A 17,779-nucleotide genomic window follows, 5' to 3' on the forward strand; every position below is an offset into this window, starting at 1 on the left:
TCTTGCCCGGCGATCGATCAGATGTCGACCTCGACCGAGTCGCCATGCAGCTCCATGAGCTCGCGGCGCGAGGCGGCCTCGCCCTTGCCCATCAGCTTGTTGATGGCGCCCTCGGTGGCGGCGAAGTCGAACATGCCGTAGGCCACCTGCATCAGGCGGCGCGTCTCGGGGTTCAGCGTGGTGTCCCAGAGCTGCTCGGCGCTCATCTCGCCCAGGCCCTTGAAGCGGCTGATGGTCCAGCTGTTCTCGCGGGCGCCTTCCTTGCGGAGCTTGTCCAGCGTGGCGGTCAGCTCGCCTTCGTCCAGCGCATAGATCTTGGCGGCGGGCTTCTTGCCGCGGGCCGGCGCGTCCACCCGGAACAGCGGCGGGCGCGCCACGTAGATGTTCCCGGCCTCGACCAGCTTGGGGAAGTGGCGGAAGAACAGCGTCAGCAGCAGGACCTGGATGTGGGAGCCGTCGACGTCGGCGTCGGACAGGATGCAGACCTTGCCGTAGCGCAGGTTGCTGAGGTCCGGCGTGTCGTTGGGGCCGTGCGGATCCACGCCGATGGCCACCGAGATGTCGTGGATCTCGTTGTTCTTGAAGAGCAGGTCGCGCTCGACCTCCCAGGCATTGAGCACCTTGCCGCGCAGGGGCAGGATGGCCTGCGTCTCCTTGTTGCGGCCCATCTTGGCGGAGCCACCGGCGGAGTCGCCCTCCACCAGGAAGAGCTCGTTGTGCAGGAGGTCGCGGCTTTCGCAGTCGGTCAGCTTGCCGGGCAGCACGGCCACGCCGGAGCCCTTGCGCTTCTCGACCTTCTGGCTGGCGCGCTGGCGGGTCTGGGCCTGCTTGATGACCAGCTCGGCCAGCTTCTTGCCGTGCTCCACATGCTGGTTGAGCCACAGCTCCAGCTGCGGCTTGACGAAGGCGGAGACCAGGCGCAGGGCGTCCCGCGAGTTCAGGCGCTCCTTGGTCTGACCCTGGAACTGCGGGTCCAGCACCTTGGCCGAGAGCACGAAGCTGGCGCGCGAGAAGACGTCGTCCGGCATCAGCTTGACGCCCTTGGGCAGCAGGCTGTGCATCTCGATGAAGCTCTTGATCGCGCCGAAGAGGCCGTCCTTCAGGCCGGACTCGTGCGTGCCGCCGGCCACGGTGGGGATGAGGTTGACGTAGCTCTCGCGCCAGGGCGCACCTTCCTCGGTGAAGGCCGCTACCCAAGCGGCGCCCTCGCCCTCGGCGAAGTTCTCGGTCTCGGCCTTGCTGGCGTACTGCTCGCCTTCGAACAGAGGGATCAGGGGATCGCTGTTGAGCGTCTGCATAAGGTAGTCACGCAGGCCGCCCTTGTAGGCCCAGGTCTGGACCTCGCCGGTCTTTTCCTGCTTGAGCGTCACCGTGACGCCGGGCATCAGCACGGCCTTGGAGCGCAGCAGGTGCACCAGCTCCGCCTTGGGCAGGTCGGGACTCTCGAAATACTTGGCGTCGGGCCAGACGCGCACCGTCGTGCCCTGCTTGCGGTCGCCGCTGGCGGCGGGGCGGACCGTCACGGGCTCGACCACGTCGCCGGCCTCGAAGGCCAGGCGTGCCACCTGCTTCTCACGCCAGACCGTCACCTCCAGGCGCTTGGCCAGGGCATTGGTCACGCTGACGCCCACGCCATGCAGGCCGCCGGAGAAGCTGTAGGCGCCGCCCGAGCCCTTGTCGAACTTGCCGCCGGCATGCAGGCGGGTGAAGACGATCTCGACCACGGGCACGCCCTCTTCCGGGTGCAGGCCGAAGGGGATGCCGCGGCCGTCGTCCTCGATGGTGATGGAGCCGTCGGTGTGCTGGGTGAGGTCGATGCGGCGGCCGTGGCCGGCCAGGGCCTCGTCGGCGGCATTGTCGATCACCTCCTGGATGATGTGCAGGGGGTTGTCCGTCCGGGTGTACATGCCCGGGCGCTGCTTGACGGGCTCCAGGCCCTTGAGAACGCGGATCGAGGCCTCGCCATAGCCCGAGGGCGCGGCGGACGCGGGGGAGACTGCTTTGCTTGCCATGGCGGCGATTGTAGGGAGGCGCCGGCCCGGCTCCGGCAACGGCGGGCGGGGGAATCCCCAAGCCTGACTTGAGCCGAGCGGCTTATTTCCGGCGTAGCATCCGCCACTTTGCTGAAGCCTGGGGCCTTCTCTCTTGTTGTACGTCCTGCGAATTTCTGTCCTGCTGACTTCCCTGGCCCTGGGCACCGCCGCCCAGGCCCAGACCGCCGCCGCGCCCACGGTCGGCCAGTCCCAGCCTTTCAAGGCCAGCGCCCCGCTGGCCATGGAGCTGCACAATGCCCGCTGGTTCGACGGCCAGGGCTTCCAGAAGGGCACGCTCTACGTCGTCGACGGCAAGTTCACCAAGGCACGCCCCAAGCGCATCCACCGCCGCCTGGAGCTGCGGGACCAGTACCTGATCCCGCCCCTGGCCGAGGCCAACAACCACAATCTGCAAAGCGGCTGGGGGGTGCAGACCTTCGGCCAGCGCTACCTGCAGGACGGCGTCTTCTATGCCGCCATGCAGTGCGGTGACCCGGACAGCATTGCCAGCGCCCGCCCCCTGCTGAACCAGCCGGACAGCGTGGACGTGAGCTTCACCACCGCCTGCGTCACCAGCTCCGACGGCCATCCGCTGGCCCCGCTGCTGGCCCAGCCCGTCGCCGAGGGCCAGGCACCGCGCCAGGTCAGCGACTTCGCGGACCGGCAGCTGCTGCTGGTCGATACGCCGGAGCAGGCCCAGCAGAAGTGGCCCCTGGTGGCGCCACGCAAGACCGACTGGCTCAAGATCATCCTGGCCTACAGCGACCGGCCCGAGCTGCGCGGCGACCCGGCCGCCCTGGGCCGCCTGGGGCTCAGCCCCGAGACCGCTGCCGCCCTCGTGCGACTGGCGCACAAGGACAGGCTGCCGGTCAGCGCTCATGTGGAGACCGCCTCCGACTTCCGTGCCGCCCTCGAGGCCGGCGTCGACCAGATCGGCCACGTGCCCGGCTACTTCGCGAACTTTGGCGACGGCCCCGAGCGCTTCCGCCTGGACGAGGCCACCGCCGCCCGCGCCGCCAGCCAGAAGACCCAGGTGCTGACGGCCACGGTGGCCAACACCCTCTTCCCCATGAGCGAGGAGCAACGCCAGGCCCAGCGCGCCGTGCTGGCCGAGAACCTGCGCCTGCTCAAGGCCGCCGGCGCGCAGCTGCTGCTGGGCTCGGACAACTTCCCCGGCACCTCGCTGGCCGAGGTCCACCACCTGGCCGGCCTGGAGGTCTTCAGCCCGGCCGAGCTGCTGAAGATGGCCAGCATCAGCACGCCGCGCGCCCTCTTCCCCAAGCGCCGCCTGGCCTGCTTCGACGAGGGCTGCGAAGCCAGCTTCCTGGTGCTGGTGAGCAATCCCCTGGACGATCTGCACACGCTGGACAAGCCGCTCATGCGCATCAAGCAGGGCCGGCTCCTGACCCAGCTGGACAGCGTGGCCGAGGCCAGCGACGCCAGCACGGAGGCCACCGCCGTGGCGGCCAAGGCCGCCAAGCCCGCCAAGGGCAAGAAGGCAGGCACGGCCAAGGCCGGCGGCAAGGGCGGCAGCAAGACCGCCGCCACGGCGCGCAAGACCAGCGCCGGCAGCGCCGCCGGGAAGTCCCCACGCGGCGCTGCGGCAGTCCGCCAGGGGACAGCGAAGCGCCGCTGAGCCCGCTACAGTGCGGCGGATGCAGTACCCGCCCCATCCCGGTCTCCCCTCGCGTTCCCCATCCGTGCAGCAGGTCCTGCTGTGCGGGGCCCTCATCGTGACCCTTTCGATGGGCATACGCCACGGCTTCGGCCTCTGGCTGCAGCCCATCACCGTGGAGCGGGGCTGGCCGCGCGAGACCTTCGCCTTCGCCCTGGCCGTGCAGAACCTCGCCTGGGGTGCGGCCGGCCCCATCGCCGGCATGCTGGCCGACCGCTTCGGGGCCTGGAAGGCCCTGGTGATCGGCGCCCTGCTGTACGCCCTGGGCCTGGTGCTGATGTCGGTCTCTCAGTCGGGCCTGGCCTTCACCGGCAGCGCCGGCCTGCTGATCGGCATGGCGCAGTCGGCCACCACGTACGCGGTGATCTACGGCGTGCTGGGCCGGGCGGTGAGCCCCGAGAAGCGCTCCTGGGCCTTTGGCGTGGCAGCGGCGGCCGGTTCCTTCGGCCAGTTCTGCATGATCCCGCTGGAGAGCCACCTGATCGCCGGCATGGGCTGGCAGCAGGCCCTGTGGGTGCTGGCCGGCGCGGCCCTGCTGATCATCCCCCTGGCCCTGGGCCTGCGCGAGAAGGGCCCGCGGCCCGCGCATGCCGGGCCCCACCAGAGCATCGGCCAGGCCTTGCGCGAGGCCTTCGGCTATCGCAGCTTCCAGCTGCTGATGCTGGGCTACTTCGTCTGCGGCTTCCAGGTGGTGTTCATCGCGGTCCACATGCCCAGCTACCTGAAGGACCACGGCCTGGAGCCGGGCCTGGCCACCACCTCGCTGGCCCTGATCGGGCTCTTCAACATCTTCGGCACCTACACCGCCGGCCTGATGGGCCAGCGCTATCCCAAGCGCTACCTGCTCTCGGCCATCTACGCGCTGCGGGCGGTGACCATCACGGTCTTCCTGCTGGTGCCGCTGAGCGCGCCCAGCGTGTGGATCTTCTCAGCGGTGATGGGCTTCCTGTGGCTGTCCACCGTGCCGCCCACCAATGCCGTGGTGCTGCAGATCTTCGGGCCGCAGCACCTGTCCATGCTGGGCGGCTTCGTCTTCTTCAGCCACCAGATCGGCAGCTTCATGGGCGTCTGGCTGGGTGGCAAGCTCTACGACGCCACGGGCAGCTACGACGTCGTCTGGCTGCTCGCCATCGCCCTGGGCGTGATGGCGGCCCTGGTCAACCTGCCGGTGCGCGAGCAGGCCATCGCGCGCCAGCCGCTGCCGGCGTGACGCCATGAGGGGACAGGTCTTGCCCCGGCCTCCCTGGCGCAACGGGCGTCTCTGGCGCATTTGGCTGACGCGAGGCATGATCGCGCTCGCGCTGCTGCTGGCCTTCGCGGCCTACCAGGACCCGACCCTGATGCTGCAGCTGGGCAACCAGCTGCTGAGCTGTTTCTGAGGCCGGGCATGCGCCCGGTGCCGCCCATTTCCGGGCAGCTCCCACCTCTGCAGGACCCTTCATGATCGTCATCATCACCGGCGCTTCCGATGGCATCGGCGCCGAACTGGCCCGGCAATGGGCCGCGCGCCAGGGCCAGGGACTGAAGCTGGTGCTCAGCGGCCGCCAGCTGCCCAAGCTGCAGGCCGTGGCGGCGCACTGCGAGGCGCTCGGCGCCACCGTGCGCGTGCATGCCGCCGATCTCGCGGAGCAGGCTGCCTGTCAGGGCCTGATCCGGGCCGCTACGGAGGCCTTCGGCGGCATCGATGTGCTGGTCAACAACGCAGGCATGTCGGCCCATGCGCTGCTGGAGGAGGTCCAGGACCTGGCCTGGTACGAGCAGCTGATGCGCGTCAACCACTGGAGCGCCGTCTGGTGCAGTCATGCAGCCCTGCCCTGGCTCAAGGCCAGCCAGGGGCGGCTGGTGGCGGTGTCCAGCCTCGCCGGTCTGGTGGGCGTGCCGGGCCGCACCGCCTACAGTGCCACCAAGTTCGCAATGACCGGCTTCTTCGAGGCCCTGCGGGTGGAGATGGCGCCGGCCGGCGTGTCCGTGACCATCGCCTATCCGGGCGTGGTCGCCACCGAGATCCGCTACCGGGGCTTCGGCGCCAATGGCCAGCCCGCGGGCCGCAGCGGCCTGGACGAGCGCGGGGCGATGGGCGTGGACACCTGCGCACGGCTCATCCTGGACGGCACGCTGCAGCGCGAGCGCGACATCGTCATGAGCGCCAAGGGCCGTCTGGGCCGCTGGCTCAAGCTGATCGCGCCCGGCGTGGTCGACCGCCTGGCGCTCAAGGCCCTCAACAGGCAGCACTGAGCTGCGACCTGCCATGCAAGACCTGACCCCCACGGCTGCGCCCTCCCCCTGGCTCCTGCGCTGGCAGCGCCATTTCGGCGCCGGCCAGACCGCGCTGGACCTGGCCTGCGGCAGCGGCCGGCATGTGCGCTGGCTGCGCGGGCGCGGCCTCCAGGTCTGCGCCGTGGACCGTGACGCCCGGGCCCTGGCCGCCCTGCAGGACAGCGGCGCCGAGCTGCTCGTGGCCGACCTCGAAGGCGCGCCCTGGCCCCTGGCCGATCGCCGCTTCGACCTCGTGCTGGTGACGAACTACCTGTGGCGCCCCCTGCTGCCGCGCCTCATCGAGGCGGTGGCGCCGGGCGGCTGGCTGGTCTACGAGACCTTTGCCGAGGGCCATCAGCTGCTGGGCCGGCCCTCGCGCCCGGACTTCCTGCTGCGCCATGGCGAGCTGCTCGAAGCGGCCCGGGGCCTGCGCATCGTGGCCTACGAAGACGGCTTCGCCGATGGCGATGGCGCCGGCGTCAACCCACGCCAGATCCAGCGCGTTGCCGCCGTTCGCGAGCGAACGCCGGGCGACCCGCAGGCCCGCTATCACTTACCCTGAAGCCGGACCGGCCAGACCCATCCGGCGCTTCAGTAGAATCCGCTGATTACGAGGAACCCTCATGAAACCGATTCTTGGCAGCATCGTGGCGCTGGTGACCCCGATGCAGGACGACGGCAGCGTCGACTACGACGCCCTGCGTCGCCTGATTGACTGGCACATCGCCGAAGGCACTGACTGCATCGGCGTGGTCGGCACCACGGGCGAATCGCCCACGGTGACGGTCGACGAACACTGCGAGATCATCCGCGTGGCCGTCGAGCACGCCGCCCGCCGCGTGCCCATCATGGCCGGCACCGGCGCCAACAGCACGGCCGAGGCGATCAACCTCAGCCGCTACGCCAAATCGGTGGGCGCCGACTGCACGCTGTCGGTCGTGCCCTACTACAACAAGCCCTCGCAGGAAGGCATCTACCAGCACTACAAGGCGATCGCCGAGGCCGTGGACATCCCCATGATGCTCTACAACGTGCCCGGCCGGACCGTGGCAGACATGAGCCCGGAGACCGCCCTGCGCTGCGCCAGCCTGCCCGGCGTCTTCGGCGTCAAGGAAGCCAGCGGCAACATCGAGCGCGCCGCCTACCTGGTGAAGAACGCCCCCAAGGGCTTCCACATCTATTCGGGCGACGACGGCACGGCCATCGCCCTGATACTGCTGGGCGGCCATGGCAATGTGAGCGTGACGGCCAACGTCGCGCCACGCGCCATGCACCAGCTGTGCAAGGCCGCCCTGGCCGGCGACGTCAAGGAAGCCACCCGCATCCACTTCCAGCTGCTGAGCCTGCACAAGCAGCTGTTCTGCGAACCCAGCCCGGCTCCCACCAAGTGGGCGCTGGAACGCCTGGGCCGCTGCAAGGCCGCGCTGCGCCTGCCCATCACCCCGCTGACCGCGGCGGGCCAGGCCAGCGTCGAACAGGCCCTGCACGAAGGCGGCCTGCTGTGATTTGAGGTGTGAGCCGCGGATTTGTGTCAAATCTGCGGTACAACACCGCCCGTGTTCTCTTGGAGATGTCTAGCGTGACTCGTTCTCTTTCTGCCCCGGCCAAGGGCCTGGCCTCCGGTCTTGTCCTGGCCTCGTTGACCTCGCTGACGGCCTGCAGTTCCATCGAAGGCATGATCGGCACCGACAAGGTCGACTACCGCACCGGCGCCAGGCAGACGAGTGGCCTGGACGTGCCTCCGGACCTGACCCAGCTGAACCAGGAACGCCGCAACAGCGGCGGCGTGGTGACGGCCTCCGAAATGGCCAGCCAGAAGGCCTCCCCCCGCAACGCAGGCACCGCAGCCGCCACCAACGTGGCGCTCAACGCGGTGGGCGACATCAAGCTGGAGCGCGTCAACGGCCAGCGCGTGCTGCGCAGCAGCCTCGCCCCTGAGCAGCTGTGGCCGCAGATCCGCGGCTTCTGGATGGGCATGGGCTTCGAGATTGCCAGCGAGCAGGCCGAAGTCGGCGTGATGGAAACCAACTGGGCTGAGAACCGCGCCAAGCTGCCGCTGGACTTCATCCGTCGCACCATCGGCCAGGCCCTGGACAACCTCTATTCGACCGGCGAGCGGGACAAGTACCGCACCCGCGTCGAGCGCGTCAACGGCGGCACCGAGATCACCATCTACCACCGCGGCATGCAGGAGGTCTACACCAGCCAGCAGCGCGACCAGACGGTGTGGCAGCCCCGTGCGGCCGATCCATCGCTGGAAGGCGAGATGCTCTCCCGCCTGATGCTCAAGCTCGGCGGCCGCGAGGCGGACGCCAAGGAAGCCCTGCAGGCCAATGCCGGCAGCGCCAGCACGACCAAGCTGGCCGTGGAGCCGACGGCCCGCAATCTGTCGGAAGTGCCGACCAGCCTGAGCATCAACGAGGACTTCGACCGCGCCTGGCGCCGTGTCGGGCAGTCGCTGGACCGCCATGGCTTCACGGTCGAGGACCGCGACCGCAAGCTGGGCCTGTTCTTCCTGCGCTACGCCGATCCCAACCTGGTCGGCAAGGAAGAGCCCAACTTCTTCTCGCGACTGTTCGGCTTCGGCAAGACCGTCACCGCCAACCGCTACCGCGTGCTCGTGAAGAGCGAGGGCGGCAAGACCGTGGTGAGCGTGACCGACAGCCAGGGCGTGCGGCAGACCGACGACAACGCCAAGCGCATCCTCTCCCTCCTCCAGGAAGACCTGCGGTGAGGGGGTGGGGCTGGCGCCCCATCTGATTGACCGGACAGACGACAAAGCCTCTGGGCGCTTCGGCCTCAGAGGCTTTTTCTCTTCCTTGGAAGGCTTGCGATCCGCAGCCGCAGCAAGGTCTTCGGGCAGGAGCGGCGGAGTGTCCTCAGTTCCTGACTTCTCTCCTGCGCAGGGCAGGCGACGCAGGACTGCGGGCGCACGCCTTTGCTCCGTGTCCCCCGGCCCGCTGCGCGGGCCTCCTCCTCTTGCCTGCGCAAAGGCGCACACCCGCAGTCCCGCTGGAGCGACACCGAGTCAGGTGTACAGAGAGACGATGGCACCGCACCGGGCCGCGGCCCGGTGCGCCATCAACGCACGGCAACGGCACGCCCGAGGCTGCGTTGCGGAGGGTCAGGCCTTGCTGGGGCCAGGCCTTGCGCCCGAAGCCAGGAAAAAAACGTACAGGCAAGAAAAAACCGCCGGCCTTGCGGCACGGCGGTTTTTCCTGAACCGGGGATCCGATTACTTGCTGGCGGCAGCCGAAGCGGCGTCAGCAGCGGCAGGAGCCGAAGCGTCCATGGCGGGAGCCGAAGCAGCTTCCGAAGCAGCAGGAGCCGGGGCAGCGGCAGGAGCCGGGGCAGCAGCGGGAGCAGCTTCTTCAGCCTTCTTGCCGCAAGCGGTCAGGGCAGCAGCAGCCAGCAGGGAAGCCAACAGGATCGACTTATTCATACTTGTCCTCAAGATCTATTAGACGAAGATTCAATTACCGGTAATTCTTCGAGCCGGCCACAAAACGATTGCGTCCAGGACACCAACGTCCGAAACGACTCCGCCCATGAGCAACTCGGCAGAACAAGACGTGGAAACCTCGAGCGCTTCCCTCGCCTAGCCAGAAATTATAGCGTCAGCTTTCGGCGCTAGTTAAAGCCCCAAAGTACTGGCGGCAAAGGATTCTTCTGAACGTTGCGAGACCGCATCAAACCATTCGAGCGCGGCGCCATGCGCACTGGCATCGCTTTCAAGCACTGCCCGCCCCTGCCGCGCATCGATCAGCCGCCACATCTGCGGCACCTGCCCCAGCAGCAGGGCCACCGGGCGGCGATGGTCGACCGGGCCTTCGTCGCTGAGCTGGCGGGCCTCCACCACATGGCCGTAGATCTGGCGCCACTGCACGAAACGCGGATGGCGGCGGGCCATGGCCTGGTAGTCGCGCGCCAGCAGGCGCAGGCGCCGCCGTGGTCCCACCCACTGGCGCAGGGCCTCCAGCAGCTGGGGGTTCGAGAGTGGCCAGTGCTGGAAGTCCGCATCGAAGCAGCAGATCTGGGGCGCGCCGTCGCGGCAGGCCTGCAGCAGCTGCTCCAGCAAGGCCGCCTCGACGGCGGCCTGCCCCTCGAGCAGCACGGACGGCGCTGCCGTGCCGGGATCGGGGCTGTCCTTTGAGGCGTCCATGGGCTGCTCCTTCAGGTCATTGGGCCAGGCGGTTCCAGGGGCTCAGGCCGGGTCGCTCGCGGGCTGCACCCAGCCGTCCTCGGCCCACTGGTCCAGCAGCTCACGCGCGCCCTCCGACAGCTGGGCTACCTCGCGGGCGCTGAGCGCGCGCTGATCGGCCAGCCGGCGCATCAGTTTGGCATCACGACCACCGGCGCGGTAGGACTCACCGTTGATGAAGACATGGGCCGCGTCATACATCATGCGGCTGCGCCGGTCCAGCTGCGCCGCGGCGCCCTCGGGCAGGGCGTCGCCCATCTCGAAGAAGACCTTGGGCTTGGGCTCGGTGAGGGCCTCGCCCAGCGCGCGCTCCAGGGCCAGCGGCTCGCGCAGGGCGCGTTCGCAGGCATCGCGGGAGAAGTCCAGCAGCTGCTGGGGGATGGCGCCCGGGCTTTCGGTGGCCGGCTGCTTCGGGTCCGCGTACATCTTGTTGGCATAGGCCTGGGACTCATCGTCCATCAGGCGCTGCAGCAGCTCGCGGGCCAGCTCGGCGCGCCAGGGAGTGCGGAAGCCGACCGAGCAGGTCATGCATTCGCCGATGGCAATGCCGTCGTGCGCCCAGCCTGGCGGCAGGTAGAGCATGTCGCCCGGCTCCAGGGTGAACTCCTGCTCGGGCTCGAAGTCCGCCAGCAACTTGACCGGCACGTCCGGACGCAGCGCGCCCGTCGTCGCGTGGCCCTGGCGGCCGATGCGCCAGTGGCGCTTGCCATGGACCTGGATCAGGAAGACGTCATAGGAATCGAAATGCGGGCCCACGCCGCCGCCGTCGGTGGCGTAGGAGATCATCAGGTCGTCCAGGCGCGCCTCGGGCACGAAGCGGAACTTCGCCAGCAGCTCGTGCGCGGCCTGCACATGCAGGTCCAGGCCTTGCACCAGCAGCGTCCAGCCCGGCTTGCTCCAGGGCGGCAGCTTGGCCACGGGGCCCTGCTTGAGGGCCCACTTGCCCTGGAACTGCGAGACCAGGCGGGACTCCACGTCCTCGCTGGCGGCCAGCGCGGCGAGCTCGCTGCGAGTGGCGGGCGGCTGGATGCCCGGCAGGGCCTGGCGCACCAGCAGGGGCTTGCGCTGCCAGTATTTGCGCATGAATTGGTCCGGGCTCTGGCCGCCCAGCAGCGGGGTCTTGAGGCTTGTGTTCATCCGGCCATTGTCGCCGCGCGGCGGACCGGGTCTCTTGCCGTGGGACAATCGTGCCATGCAAATCACCGCCCCCTGCGTCGTCTCCCTGAGCTGGAGACTGGAAGATGCCCAAGGCCAGCTGATCGATGAACTGGCCGAACCGCTGGAGTTCTTCTTCGGCGGCGACGACCTCTTTGCCAAGGTCGAGGAAGCCATTGCCGGCCAGGAAGCCGGCTTCGAGGCCAGCGTGGCCCTGGACCCGGAACATGCCTTCGGCGACTACGACGCCAAGCTCGTCTGCTTCGAGGCCCGCAGCGTGATGCCCGAGAACGTCGACGTCGGCATGCAGTTCGAAGGCATGCCCGAGGGCGCGGCCACCGAGGACATGCCGCAGGAGCTGATCTACACCGTCACCGAGGTCTACCCGGAGCACGTGGTGCTGGACGGCAATCACCCGCTCGCCGGCGTGGGCTTGCGCATGCACCTGCGCGTGCGCGACGTCCGTGAAGCCACCGAGGAAGAGATCGAGGCCGGCTCCGTCGGCGAGGCGGTCTTCAGCGTCGTCAACGGCGCGCCTCCCGGGGAAGCGCTGCACTGAGGCCCCGCGCCTCGCCAATGCGGGCTGCCTCGTGCAGCCCTTTTTGCTTTCTAGGCGGCAGTCGGACCGTCTTGGAAATCCCTAACTTCGACCCTGCTAGTTCTGACAGTGGGGGGCTGCTCAGCTGAGCAGTTGTGCAAAGATCGCCAGCCCAGCGGTTCTCACGCGCGCCAGCGCAGGCAGGCGCCACCGGAGCGATATGGACGTTCAGCTACGCCTGGAACTGTTCGGCGCCTACAGCGTCAGCCTGCACACCGGCCACTGGGCCCCGCAGCGAAGCCTCGCCCTCAGCGGGCGCCTGGGCGGCCTGCTGGCCTTGCTCGCCCTGGGCCGGGGCCAGGCCCTGAACCGCGGCGAGCTGTGCCGCGAGCTGTGGGGCGGCGGGCCGGAATCGGCCAGCCCCGCCTGCTTCAACACCCTGCTGTGGCGCCTGCGCCGGGCCCTGGAGCAGCCGCCCCTGGCCAGCGGCGCCATCATCGAGACCGACCGCCAGGGCGGCGTGCGCATCGCCCGCCATGTGCAGGTGCAGTCCGATCTGGAACGCTATCTGGCCCTGGTCGAGAAGCCCCTGGCCAAGCCGGTGGAGCACCTGGAGACGGGAGACGTGTACGCCCTGCGCGAGGCCGTGCAGCTCTACCGTGGGGACGTGCTGGCCGGCTACCAGGACGACTGGGCCCTGCGCCTGCGCGAGCGCCACCGGCGCATGCAGCTGGGCGCCCTGGCACGGCTGATGCACCTCAGCAGCCTGCAGGGCCAGTGGCAGGACGCCATCCAGCACGGCGAGGCCATGCTGGACATGGACGCCCTGCGCGAGGACATCCACCGCGAGCTCATGCGCTGCCACCTGGCCGCCGGCCAGCGCGCCCTGGCCCTGACCCAGTTCGAGCGCTGCCGTGCCGCGCTCCGGCGCGAGCTCGCCATCGCTCCCATGGCGGAGACCCTGGCGCTCTACCAGGAGATCGCCCGCGAGGCCACCCGCCCCGCGGCGACGGCTCCCGACGCGCCCCTGCTGACGCCCGTCACGGCCCTGCCGCCGGGCGAACGCCCGGTGAACCTCCAGGCTTTGATGCCCTGGAACGAGGCCCTGCTCCAGGCCCGCTGGCACCTGGCCCAGGCCGACGCCCATCTGCAGACGCAGCTGGACTTCGGCCACTGACCCCCCTGCCGCCCCCTCCCCCCTGGCTCGCCGCCTGAGCCTGCAGCCCCACCCCCGGGGCCGCAGCGCCTGGCCCTGTGCGCCCGTCCCGCCCCACAGATCACTGCCCCATCACATCCCTCGCCCCCTCCTGTGATGGCCGTGTGATGGCGCCGTGATGCGGCGGTGATGCGCCGGGTCGCAAGATGAGCTCGCCCACATTGCGCCCCTACCAGCGCCCCAACGCCATGGCCTTGATCAACGACCGCAGCGCCGCCTTCATCGTGAGGGTGTGGTGCGAGCACGGCGATCAACCGGCGCGTGGCGTGCGTGACTGGCGGGGGTCCATCGAGCATGTCGAGAGCGGCGAGCGGGCCTTCTTCCGTGAGCTGAACGCAGTGCCCAGCTTCATGGACCGGCACCTGCGGACCCTCGGCATCGAGGCCCCCAACCGATTCTGGGAGCAAGTCTTCGACGAGGACGAGCCCCCCGAGCAGCGACCCAAGGAGTGAGCGATGCCACGCATTCAGGCCAATCGAGACCAGGTGGATGACCGCTTCAGCGTGCTGGGCTTCACCATCCGCACGGAGAGTCCCTTGTTCGAAGTGGCCGTGGCCACCGACCCCGCCCTGTTCCGCGCGGACGCCCGCGGCCGGCGCGGCCGGCGCAACTTCTACTCCAGCCGGGCCCAGGGCGTGCTGCGCGCGCGCCGCGGCGAGGCCGTCTACCTCCTGCCCCAGGACGTGCTGGCCAACTTCGTGGGCCAGCCCAAGCTCTACTTCGGCCTGGCCACCTACAAGGACGGCACGCCCCAGCAGCCGGACTTCGTGCAGCTGCCGCAGAGCGGGAACATGTACGTCTCCCTCAGCGGACTGAGCGAGCGCGGCCTGCGCCGGTCCGTCGGGGCCTTCAACGGCAGCTCCTACGGCCAGGCCGCCACGGGCCGCGACCCCAGCCTCGAATGGGGCGGGGACAGTACGGCCGCTCGCCCGGCCACCGCGCCTGCGCCGGCCGCCGCCCCGAGCGCCGCACGCCCCGCTGCAGCGAATGGCGCGGCCGCCCCTGCCGGCACCGCCACCCCGGTTGCCGCCGGCCTGGACTATGACGACGGCTTCGGCCCCTTCCCCGCCGCGCAGTCGGACGAAGGCGTGCAGGCCTATCGCCAGAAGGACACGGGCGAGCAGCCCGCCAGCCAGTCCCCCGACACCCAGGCCATGGACATCCCCCTGGACCCCGGCGCCGGCGGCCGCTCCATCGGCCTGGATGCGCTGCAGGCCGGTGACATCATCGTCAGCACCACGCGGGCCTGGGTCTCGCGGGCCATCCGCCTGGGCACGCTGTCGCCGGTCAGCCATGTGATGCTGTACCTGGGCGGCGGCCGAGTCATCGAGGCCGTGGGCTCGGGCGTGCGCGAGGTGCAGCTTGAAGCCGCCATCGCCGACGCCATCCTGGCCGTGGCCTACCGCGTGCCCAATCTCTCGGCCACCCAGCGCGACCGCGTGCTGCGCGAGGCCCGCCAGTTCAAGGACCAGCCCTACAACTACCCCGGCATCGTGCAGCGCGGCGTGGCCATCGTGGCGCCGGTGACGGGTGCGGTGGTCGATGCCATCAGCCGCCTGCTGAGCGTGCCGCGCCAGCAGGCGCATGCCGTCTACTGCTCGCAGCTGGTGCTGGAGGCCTACCAGCGTGCCGGCATCAGCCTGCTGAGCAGCCCGGCCTCGCAGAGCACGCCCGAGGCCGTCGCCCGCTTCGCGCAGGGCCGCCTGGGCTATGTGGGCCATCTCAAGGCCGAGGATGTGCCCCTGGGCATCCAGTTCGCGCTGGACGAGGACAGCCCCGAGGCCGGCGCACCGTACGCCGCGCAGAAGCCCGAGCAGGCCGTCCAGCCCCAGGGCTGGGTCGAGCCCCAGGAGGTGCTGCTCAAGGCCTACAACGGCACCCTGGGCGACCAGATCCGCCTCTTCGCCGACACCGTACGCTGGATCGCCGGCGTGGACGACACCCGCGCCCTGCCCCACAGCGCCATCTGCCAGGTGCTCTGCTACAACGGCGAGCGCATGATCGGCAAGGCCACGGCCTTCTTCATCGCGCAGCGCCTGCTGCTGACCAATGCGCATGTGGTGAACGGCTGCACCAAGCTCGTCATCATCCCCGGCAAGGTGGGCGATGGCGCAGGCAGCGAGCCCTTCGGCCGTTTCGAGACCACGACCTGGCGCGCCCACCCCAGCTACAGCCGCGGCAGCCGCGACTTCGACTTCGCCGTGGTCCTGGCCCCGCGCAATGCGCCCGGCGGCTTCCTCTCGCCCGTCGAGGAGCTGACCCAGAGCCGGCCCGAGGGCGTGGCCGTCTGCGGCTACTCGGCCCGCTCCCGGCGTGACGATCCGGTCGGCACCATCGTCAACGCCGTGCTCAACCCCGACAAGCAGCACGTGCACCGCGGCTATGTGCGCGAGATCACCGACGAGGTCATGCACTACGACGTGCAGGAGCTCGCCGGCTCCAGCGGCTCGCCGGTCTACTGGATCGAGGGCGGCGCCTTCCCGCGGGTGCATGTGGTGGGCGTCAACGCCGGCCCGCGTGACGGCACCACCAACTCCGGCGTGCGCCTCACCCGCGCCAAGGTGCAGTGGATCCGCGACCGCGCCCGCGACATGGGCGTCAGCGTGAGCTTTGAGGCGGAAGGCGGCGAGGAGCCCAACCACGTCAGCGAGGCTCAATCCGCCGAGGCCCTGATCATCGACAGCGACGACGTCACCCGCCTGCAGCGCCATCTGCCCGCCTGGCGCGACCTCTACACCTGGACCGCGCCCAGCAGCCTCACGGCGCCGCTGGCGGCCCGCAACATGCGCATCCAGCGCTTTGCCGACGCCCACGGCGCGCTGAACCTGGACCGCTACGAGGTGCGCATCAGCCGCCTGCCCAGCGGGGCGACGCCGGAATCGCTGGTGGCGGAGATCCGCAAGAACATCAACCAGTACGTCGACACCCGCAACTCGGAATTCATCCCCTACGACGCCAGCGACGCCACGCTGTGGAGCTCCAACAGCCCCTTCGGCGCGGTGCTGAAGATCGACATCCTGGGCCCCGACAACGCCAGCGTGGTCTGCAGCCTGGCCGAGGCCCGGCGCTGGCGCTTCACCACCATCCATGCGCCGTGGTCCGGCGACCATCCGGTCAGCGGGCATCGTGAATTCGGCATCCGGCCGGACGGCGACGGCTTCATCTTCTTCACCCGCGCCGCGGACCGCGCCACCGACGGCATCGCCGAGACCGTGGTCTGGGCCGGCGCCAACCACCTGTGGCAGAGCCTGCAGCGCAAGGTCACGGACTACGTCAACAGCCATGGCGGCGCGGCCAGCATCCTGCCGCACTTCAGCGAGCGCTTCCACCCGCGGGTGGCGGCCATCCTGGCTCAGGAGGTGATCGAGGCACAGAGTCTCGCTGCCCAGGAGCCGGCGGCCACGGCCCCGCCCCAGCGCGAGCTGCACCTCGCCCCGCCCCCGGCCCCGCAGATGCAGCAGCCCCTGGGCTGGGACGAGGCACAGGCCGCACCGGCCGCGGCCGTCGAGATCGCCAGCGCCATCGCCGGTGCCGCCATGGAGCGCCTCAGCAGCAACCAGGGCGACATCAACGTCGAGCTGGACCAGCTGCGCGGCCTCAAGCATCCCGGCGACCAGGCGCCCGCCAACCCAGCGCCCTTCCAGGACGCGCCGGTGATCCGCCTGACCGGCTGGCCCAAGGTCAGCAACTACCTGGGCGACGAGATCTCCGCCGGCTTCGAGATCCGCTGGCAGTTCAACGGCCGCTCGCTGGGCAATGTGCAGATCGCCCTCTCGCGCAGCAACGACGCCGTGGGCTGGGGCCTGCAGGTGCACGCCCGCATCATGGACGACGCCATCGTCTACCCGCGCCAGTCGCCCAGCTTCGCGGCCATCCGCGTGCGCTTCGACTACCGCTTCACCCGCGCCGTCGGTTCCGATGTGCTGGCCCACCAGGAGGTCCACCTCTTCGGCAACGGCCGCCACAACATCAGCGGCGAATGGACGCAGGCCAGCACCTTCAGCCTGGCCGTGGAGGAAGAGGATCCGCGCCTGCTGCAGGCGCAGATGCCGGCCCAGGAGCTCAGCGGCGCCCTGGCCTTCATGGCCCGCACCGCCGCCCCCACGGCCCCCTCGCAGACCCTGCGCAACGCCCTGGGCGCGACCAGCGGCATGCGCAAGGCCCTGCTGGAGGTGGCGGCCCGCGAGCTGGGCGTGCGCGAGGAGGCCAACCCTCGCGCCGGCGAATCGGGCCAGGACCCCACCATCAACTCCGACAGCGAAGGCCGCATCGTGATGTACCTGCAGGAATGCGGGGTGGGCGCCGCGCAAGGCCAGGCCAACCCGGCCTACTGCGCCGCCTTCGCCACCACCATGCTGCGTCAGGCCGGCTACCGCGGCGTCAACGGCAGCGCCAGCGCCTCGCGGCTGCGCCAGCAGTTCGAGAGCGCCGGCAAGTTCCAGCTGCTGGACGCCAGCCGGCCCTACGACCCCGCCCGCGACTACCGCGCCCAGCCCGGCGACCTCTACTTCAAGGGCGCCCACGGCCACGAGACGCATGTGGGCATCGTGGTGGCCGTGGAGGACAACGGCACCCTGCACACCATCGAGGGCAACACCTGGGGCGCGGGCGGGCCGGCGCAGTCAGGCGTCATGGAACGCACCATCCGGCCCAGCCACGGCCAGCAGCGCGCCGCCATCGCCGGCTTCGGCGTGCTGAGCTGAAG

At 69.9% G+C, this 17,779-nt stretch carries 13 protein-coding genes; 10 read left to right on the plus strand and 3 right to left on the minus strand.

Translation table 11 applies throughout. The features are described from left to right. Positions 1 to 17: 17 nt before the first annotated feature. A complete protein-coding gene (locus ABDJ40_RS07585) occupies positions 18 to 2,012 on the minus strand; it encodes a DNA topoisomerase IV subunit B (protein ID WP_347608314.1) in 1,995 nt (664 codons plus the stop codon). A gap of 133 nt (positions 2,013 to 2,145) precedes the next feature. Here ABDJ40_RS07585 and ABDJ40_RS07590 point away from each other — a divergent pair, with 133 nt between their 5' ends. From ABDJ40_RS07590 to bamC, 6 genes are all read left to right on the plus strand, one after another. Continuing rightward, entirely contained in the window at positions 2,146 to 3,669 is a 1,524-nt protein-coding gene (locus ABDJ40_RS07590; protein ID WP_347608317.1) for an amidohydrolase family protein, read from the plus strand. Between the two features lie 19 nt (positions 3,670 to 3,688). After that, on the plus strand, positions 3,689 to 4,918 hold the full coding sequence (locus ABDJ40_RS07595) for an MFS transporter (RefSeq protein ID WP_347608320.1): 1,230 nt from the start codon (positions 3,689 to 3,691) through the stop codon (positions 4,916 to 4,918). Between the two features lie 230 nt (positions 4,919 to 5,148). Further along, positions 5,149 to 5,943 carry an SDR family oxidoreductase gene (locus ABDJ40_RS07600; protein ID WP_269633668.1) on the plus strand — a complete coding sequence of 265 codons (795 nt, stop codon included), beginning with the start codon at positions 5,149 to 5,151 and terminating at the stop codon, positions 5,941 to 5,943. 22 nt (positions 5,944 to 5,965) lie between these two features. Further along, entirely contained in the window at positions 5,966 to 6,526 is a 561-nt protein-coding gene (locus ABDJ40_RS07605; protein WP_430765614.1) for a class I SAM-dependent methyltransferase, read from the plus strand. A 61-nt stretch (positions 6,527 to 6,587) separates the two neighbouring features. Then, complete coding sequence (gene dapA, locus ABDJ40_RS07610; RefSeq protein WP_347608327.1) at positions 6,588 to 7,469, plus strand: 4-hydroxy-tetrahydrodipicolinate synthase; 882 nt, start codon at positions 6,588 to 6,590, stop codon at positions 7,467 to 7,469. A gap of 74 nt (positions 7,470 to 7,543) precedes the next feature. Further along, complete coding sequence (bamC, locus tag ABDJ40_RS07615) at positions 7,544 to 8,698, plus strand: NlpB/DapX family lipoprotein (RefSeq protein WP_430765609.1); 1,155 nt, start codon at positions 7,544 to 7,546, stop codon at positions 8,696 to 8,698. A 900-nt stretch (positions 8,699 to 9,598) separates the two neighbouring features. On the opposite strand, the gene ABDJ40_RS07620 is transcribed toward bamC, so the two are convergent. Continuing rightward, on the minus strand, positions 9,599 to 10,126 hold the full coding sequence (locus tag ABDJ40_RS07620; RefSeq protein ID WP_347608333.1) for a hypothetical protein: 528 nt from the start codon (positions 10,124 to 10,126) through the stop codon (positions 9,599 to 9,601). A 42-nt stretch (positions 10,127 to 10,168) separates the two neighbouring features. Next, positions 10,169 to 11,302, minus strand: coding sequence for a JmjC domain-containing protein (locus ABDJ40_RS07625; RefSeq protein WP_347608336.1), 1,134 nt, complete (start codon positions 11,300 to 11,302; stop codon positions 10,169 to 10,171). 55 nt (positions 11,303 to 11,357) lie between these two features. On the opposite strand from ABDJ40_RS07625, the gene ABDJ40_RS07630 reads away from it, so the two are divergent. The 4 genes from ABDJ40_RS07630 (at position 11,358) to ABDJ40_RS07645 (ending at position 17,777) form a co-directional block, all read left to right on the plus strand. After that, a complete protein-coding gene (locus ABDJ40_RS07630) occupies positions 11,358 to 11,879 on the plus strand; it encodes an FKBP-type peptidyl-prolyl cis-trans isomerase (protein WP_347608339.1) in 522 nt (173 codons plus the stop codon). A 199-nt stretch (positions 11,880 to 12,078) separates the two neighbouring features. After that, positions 12,079 to 13,035, plus strand: coding sequence for an AfsR/SARP family transcriptional regulator (locus tag ABDJ40_RS07635; protein WP_347608342.1), 957 nt, complete (start codon positions 12,079 to 12,081; stop codon positions 13,033 to 13,035). 185 nt (positions 13,036 to 13,220) lie between these two features. After that, entirely contained in the window at positions 13,221 to 13,526 is a 306-nt protein-coding gene (locus ABDJ40_RS07640) for a hypothetical protein (RefSeq protein ID WP_269633677.1), read from the plus strand. Between the two features lie 3 nt (positions 13,527 to 13,529). Further along, the gene (locus tag ABDJ40_RS07645; RefSeq protein WP_347608346.1) at positions 13,530 to 17,777 is read left to right on the plus strand and encodes a trypsin-like peptidase domain-containing protein; all 4,248 of its coding nucleotides are present in this window, start codon (positions 13,530 to 13,532) and stop codon (positions 17,775 to 17,777) included. Positions 17,778 to 17,779 lie beyond the last annotated feature (2 nt).

The organism is Roseateles flavus (genome assembly GCF_039872765.1).
Classification (GTDB): Bacteria; Pseudomonadota; Gammaproteobacteria; order Burkholderiales; family Burkholderiaceae_C; genus Roseateles_B; species Roseateles_B flavus.

What these genes read in the sequence shown, in the direction of transcription:
- ABDJ40_RS07585 (WP_347608314.1), bottom strand. Translation starts at nt 2,012, where the DNA reads ATGGCAAGCAAAGCAGTCTCCCCCGCGTCCGCCGCGCCCTCGGGCTAT.
- ABDJ40_RS07595 (WP_347608320.1), top strand. Translation starts at nt 3,689, where the DNA reads ATGCAGTACCCGCCCCATCCCGGTCTCCCCTCGCGTTCCCCATCCGTG.
- ABDJ40_RS07600 (WP_269633668.1), top strand. Translation starts at nt 5,149, where the DNA reads ATGATCGTCATCATCACCGGCGCTTCCGATGGCATCGGCGCCGAACTG.
- dapA (WP_347608327.1), top strand. Translation starts at nt 6,588, where the DNA reads ATGAAACCGATTCTTGGCAGCATCGTGGCGCTGGTGACCCCGATGCAG.
- ABDJ40_RS07620 (WP_347608333.1), bottom strand. Translation starts at nt 10,126, where the DNA reads ATGGACGCCTCAAAGGACAGCCCCGATCCCGGCACGGCAGCGCCGTCC.
- ABDJ40_RS07625 (WP_347608336.1), bottom strand. Translation starts at nt 11,302, where the DNA reads ATGAACACAAGCCTCAAGACCCCGCTGCTGGGCGGCCAGAGCCCGGAC.
- ABDJ40_RS07630 (WP_347608339.1), top strand. Translation starts at nt 11,358, where the DNA reads ATGCAAATCACCGCCCCCTGCGTCGTCTCCCTGAGCTGGAGACTGGAA.
- ABDJ40_RS07635 (WP_347608342.1), top strand. Translation starts at nt 12,079, where the DNA reads ATGGACGTTCAGCTACGCCTGGAACTGTTCGGCGCCTACAGCGTCAGC.
- ABDJ40_RS07640 (WP_269633677.1), top strand. Translation starts at nt 13,221, where the DNA reads ATGAGCTCGCCCACATTGCGCCCCTACCAGCGCCCCAACGCCATGGCC.
- ABDJ40_RS07645 (WP_347608346.1), top strand. Translation starts at nt 13,530, where the DNA reads ATGCCACGCATTCAGGCCAATCGAGACCAGGTGGATGACCGCTTCAGC.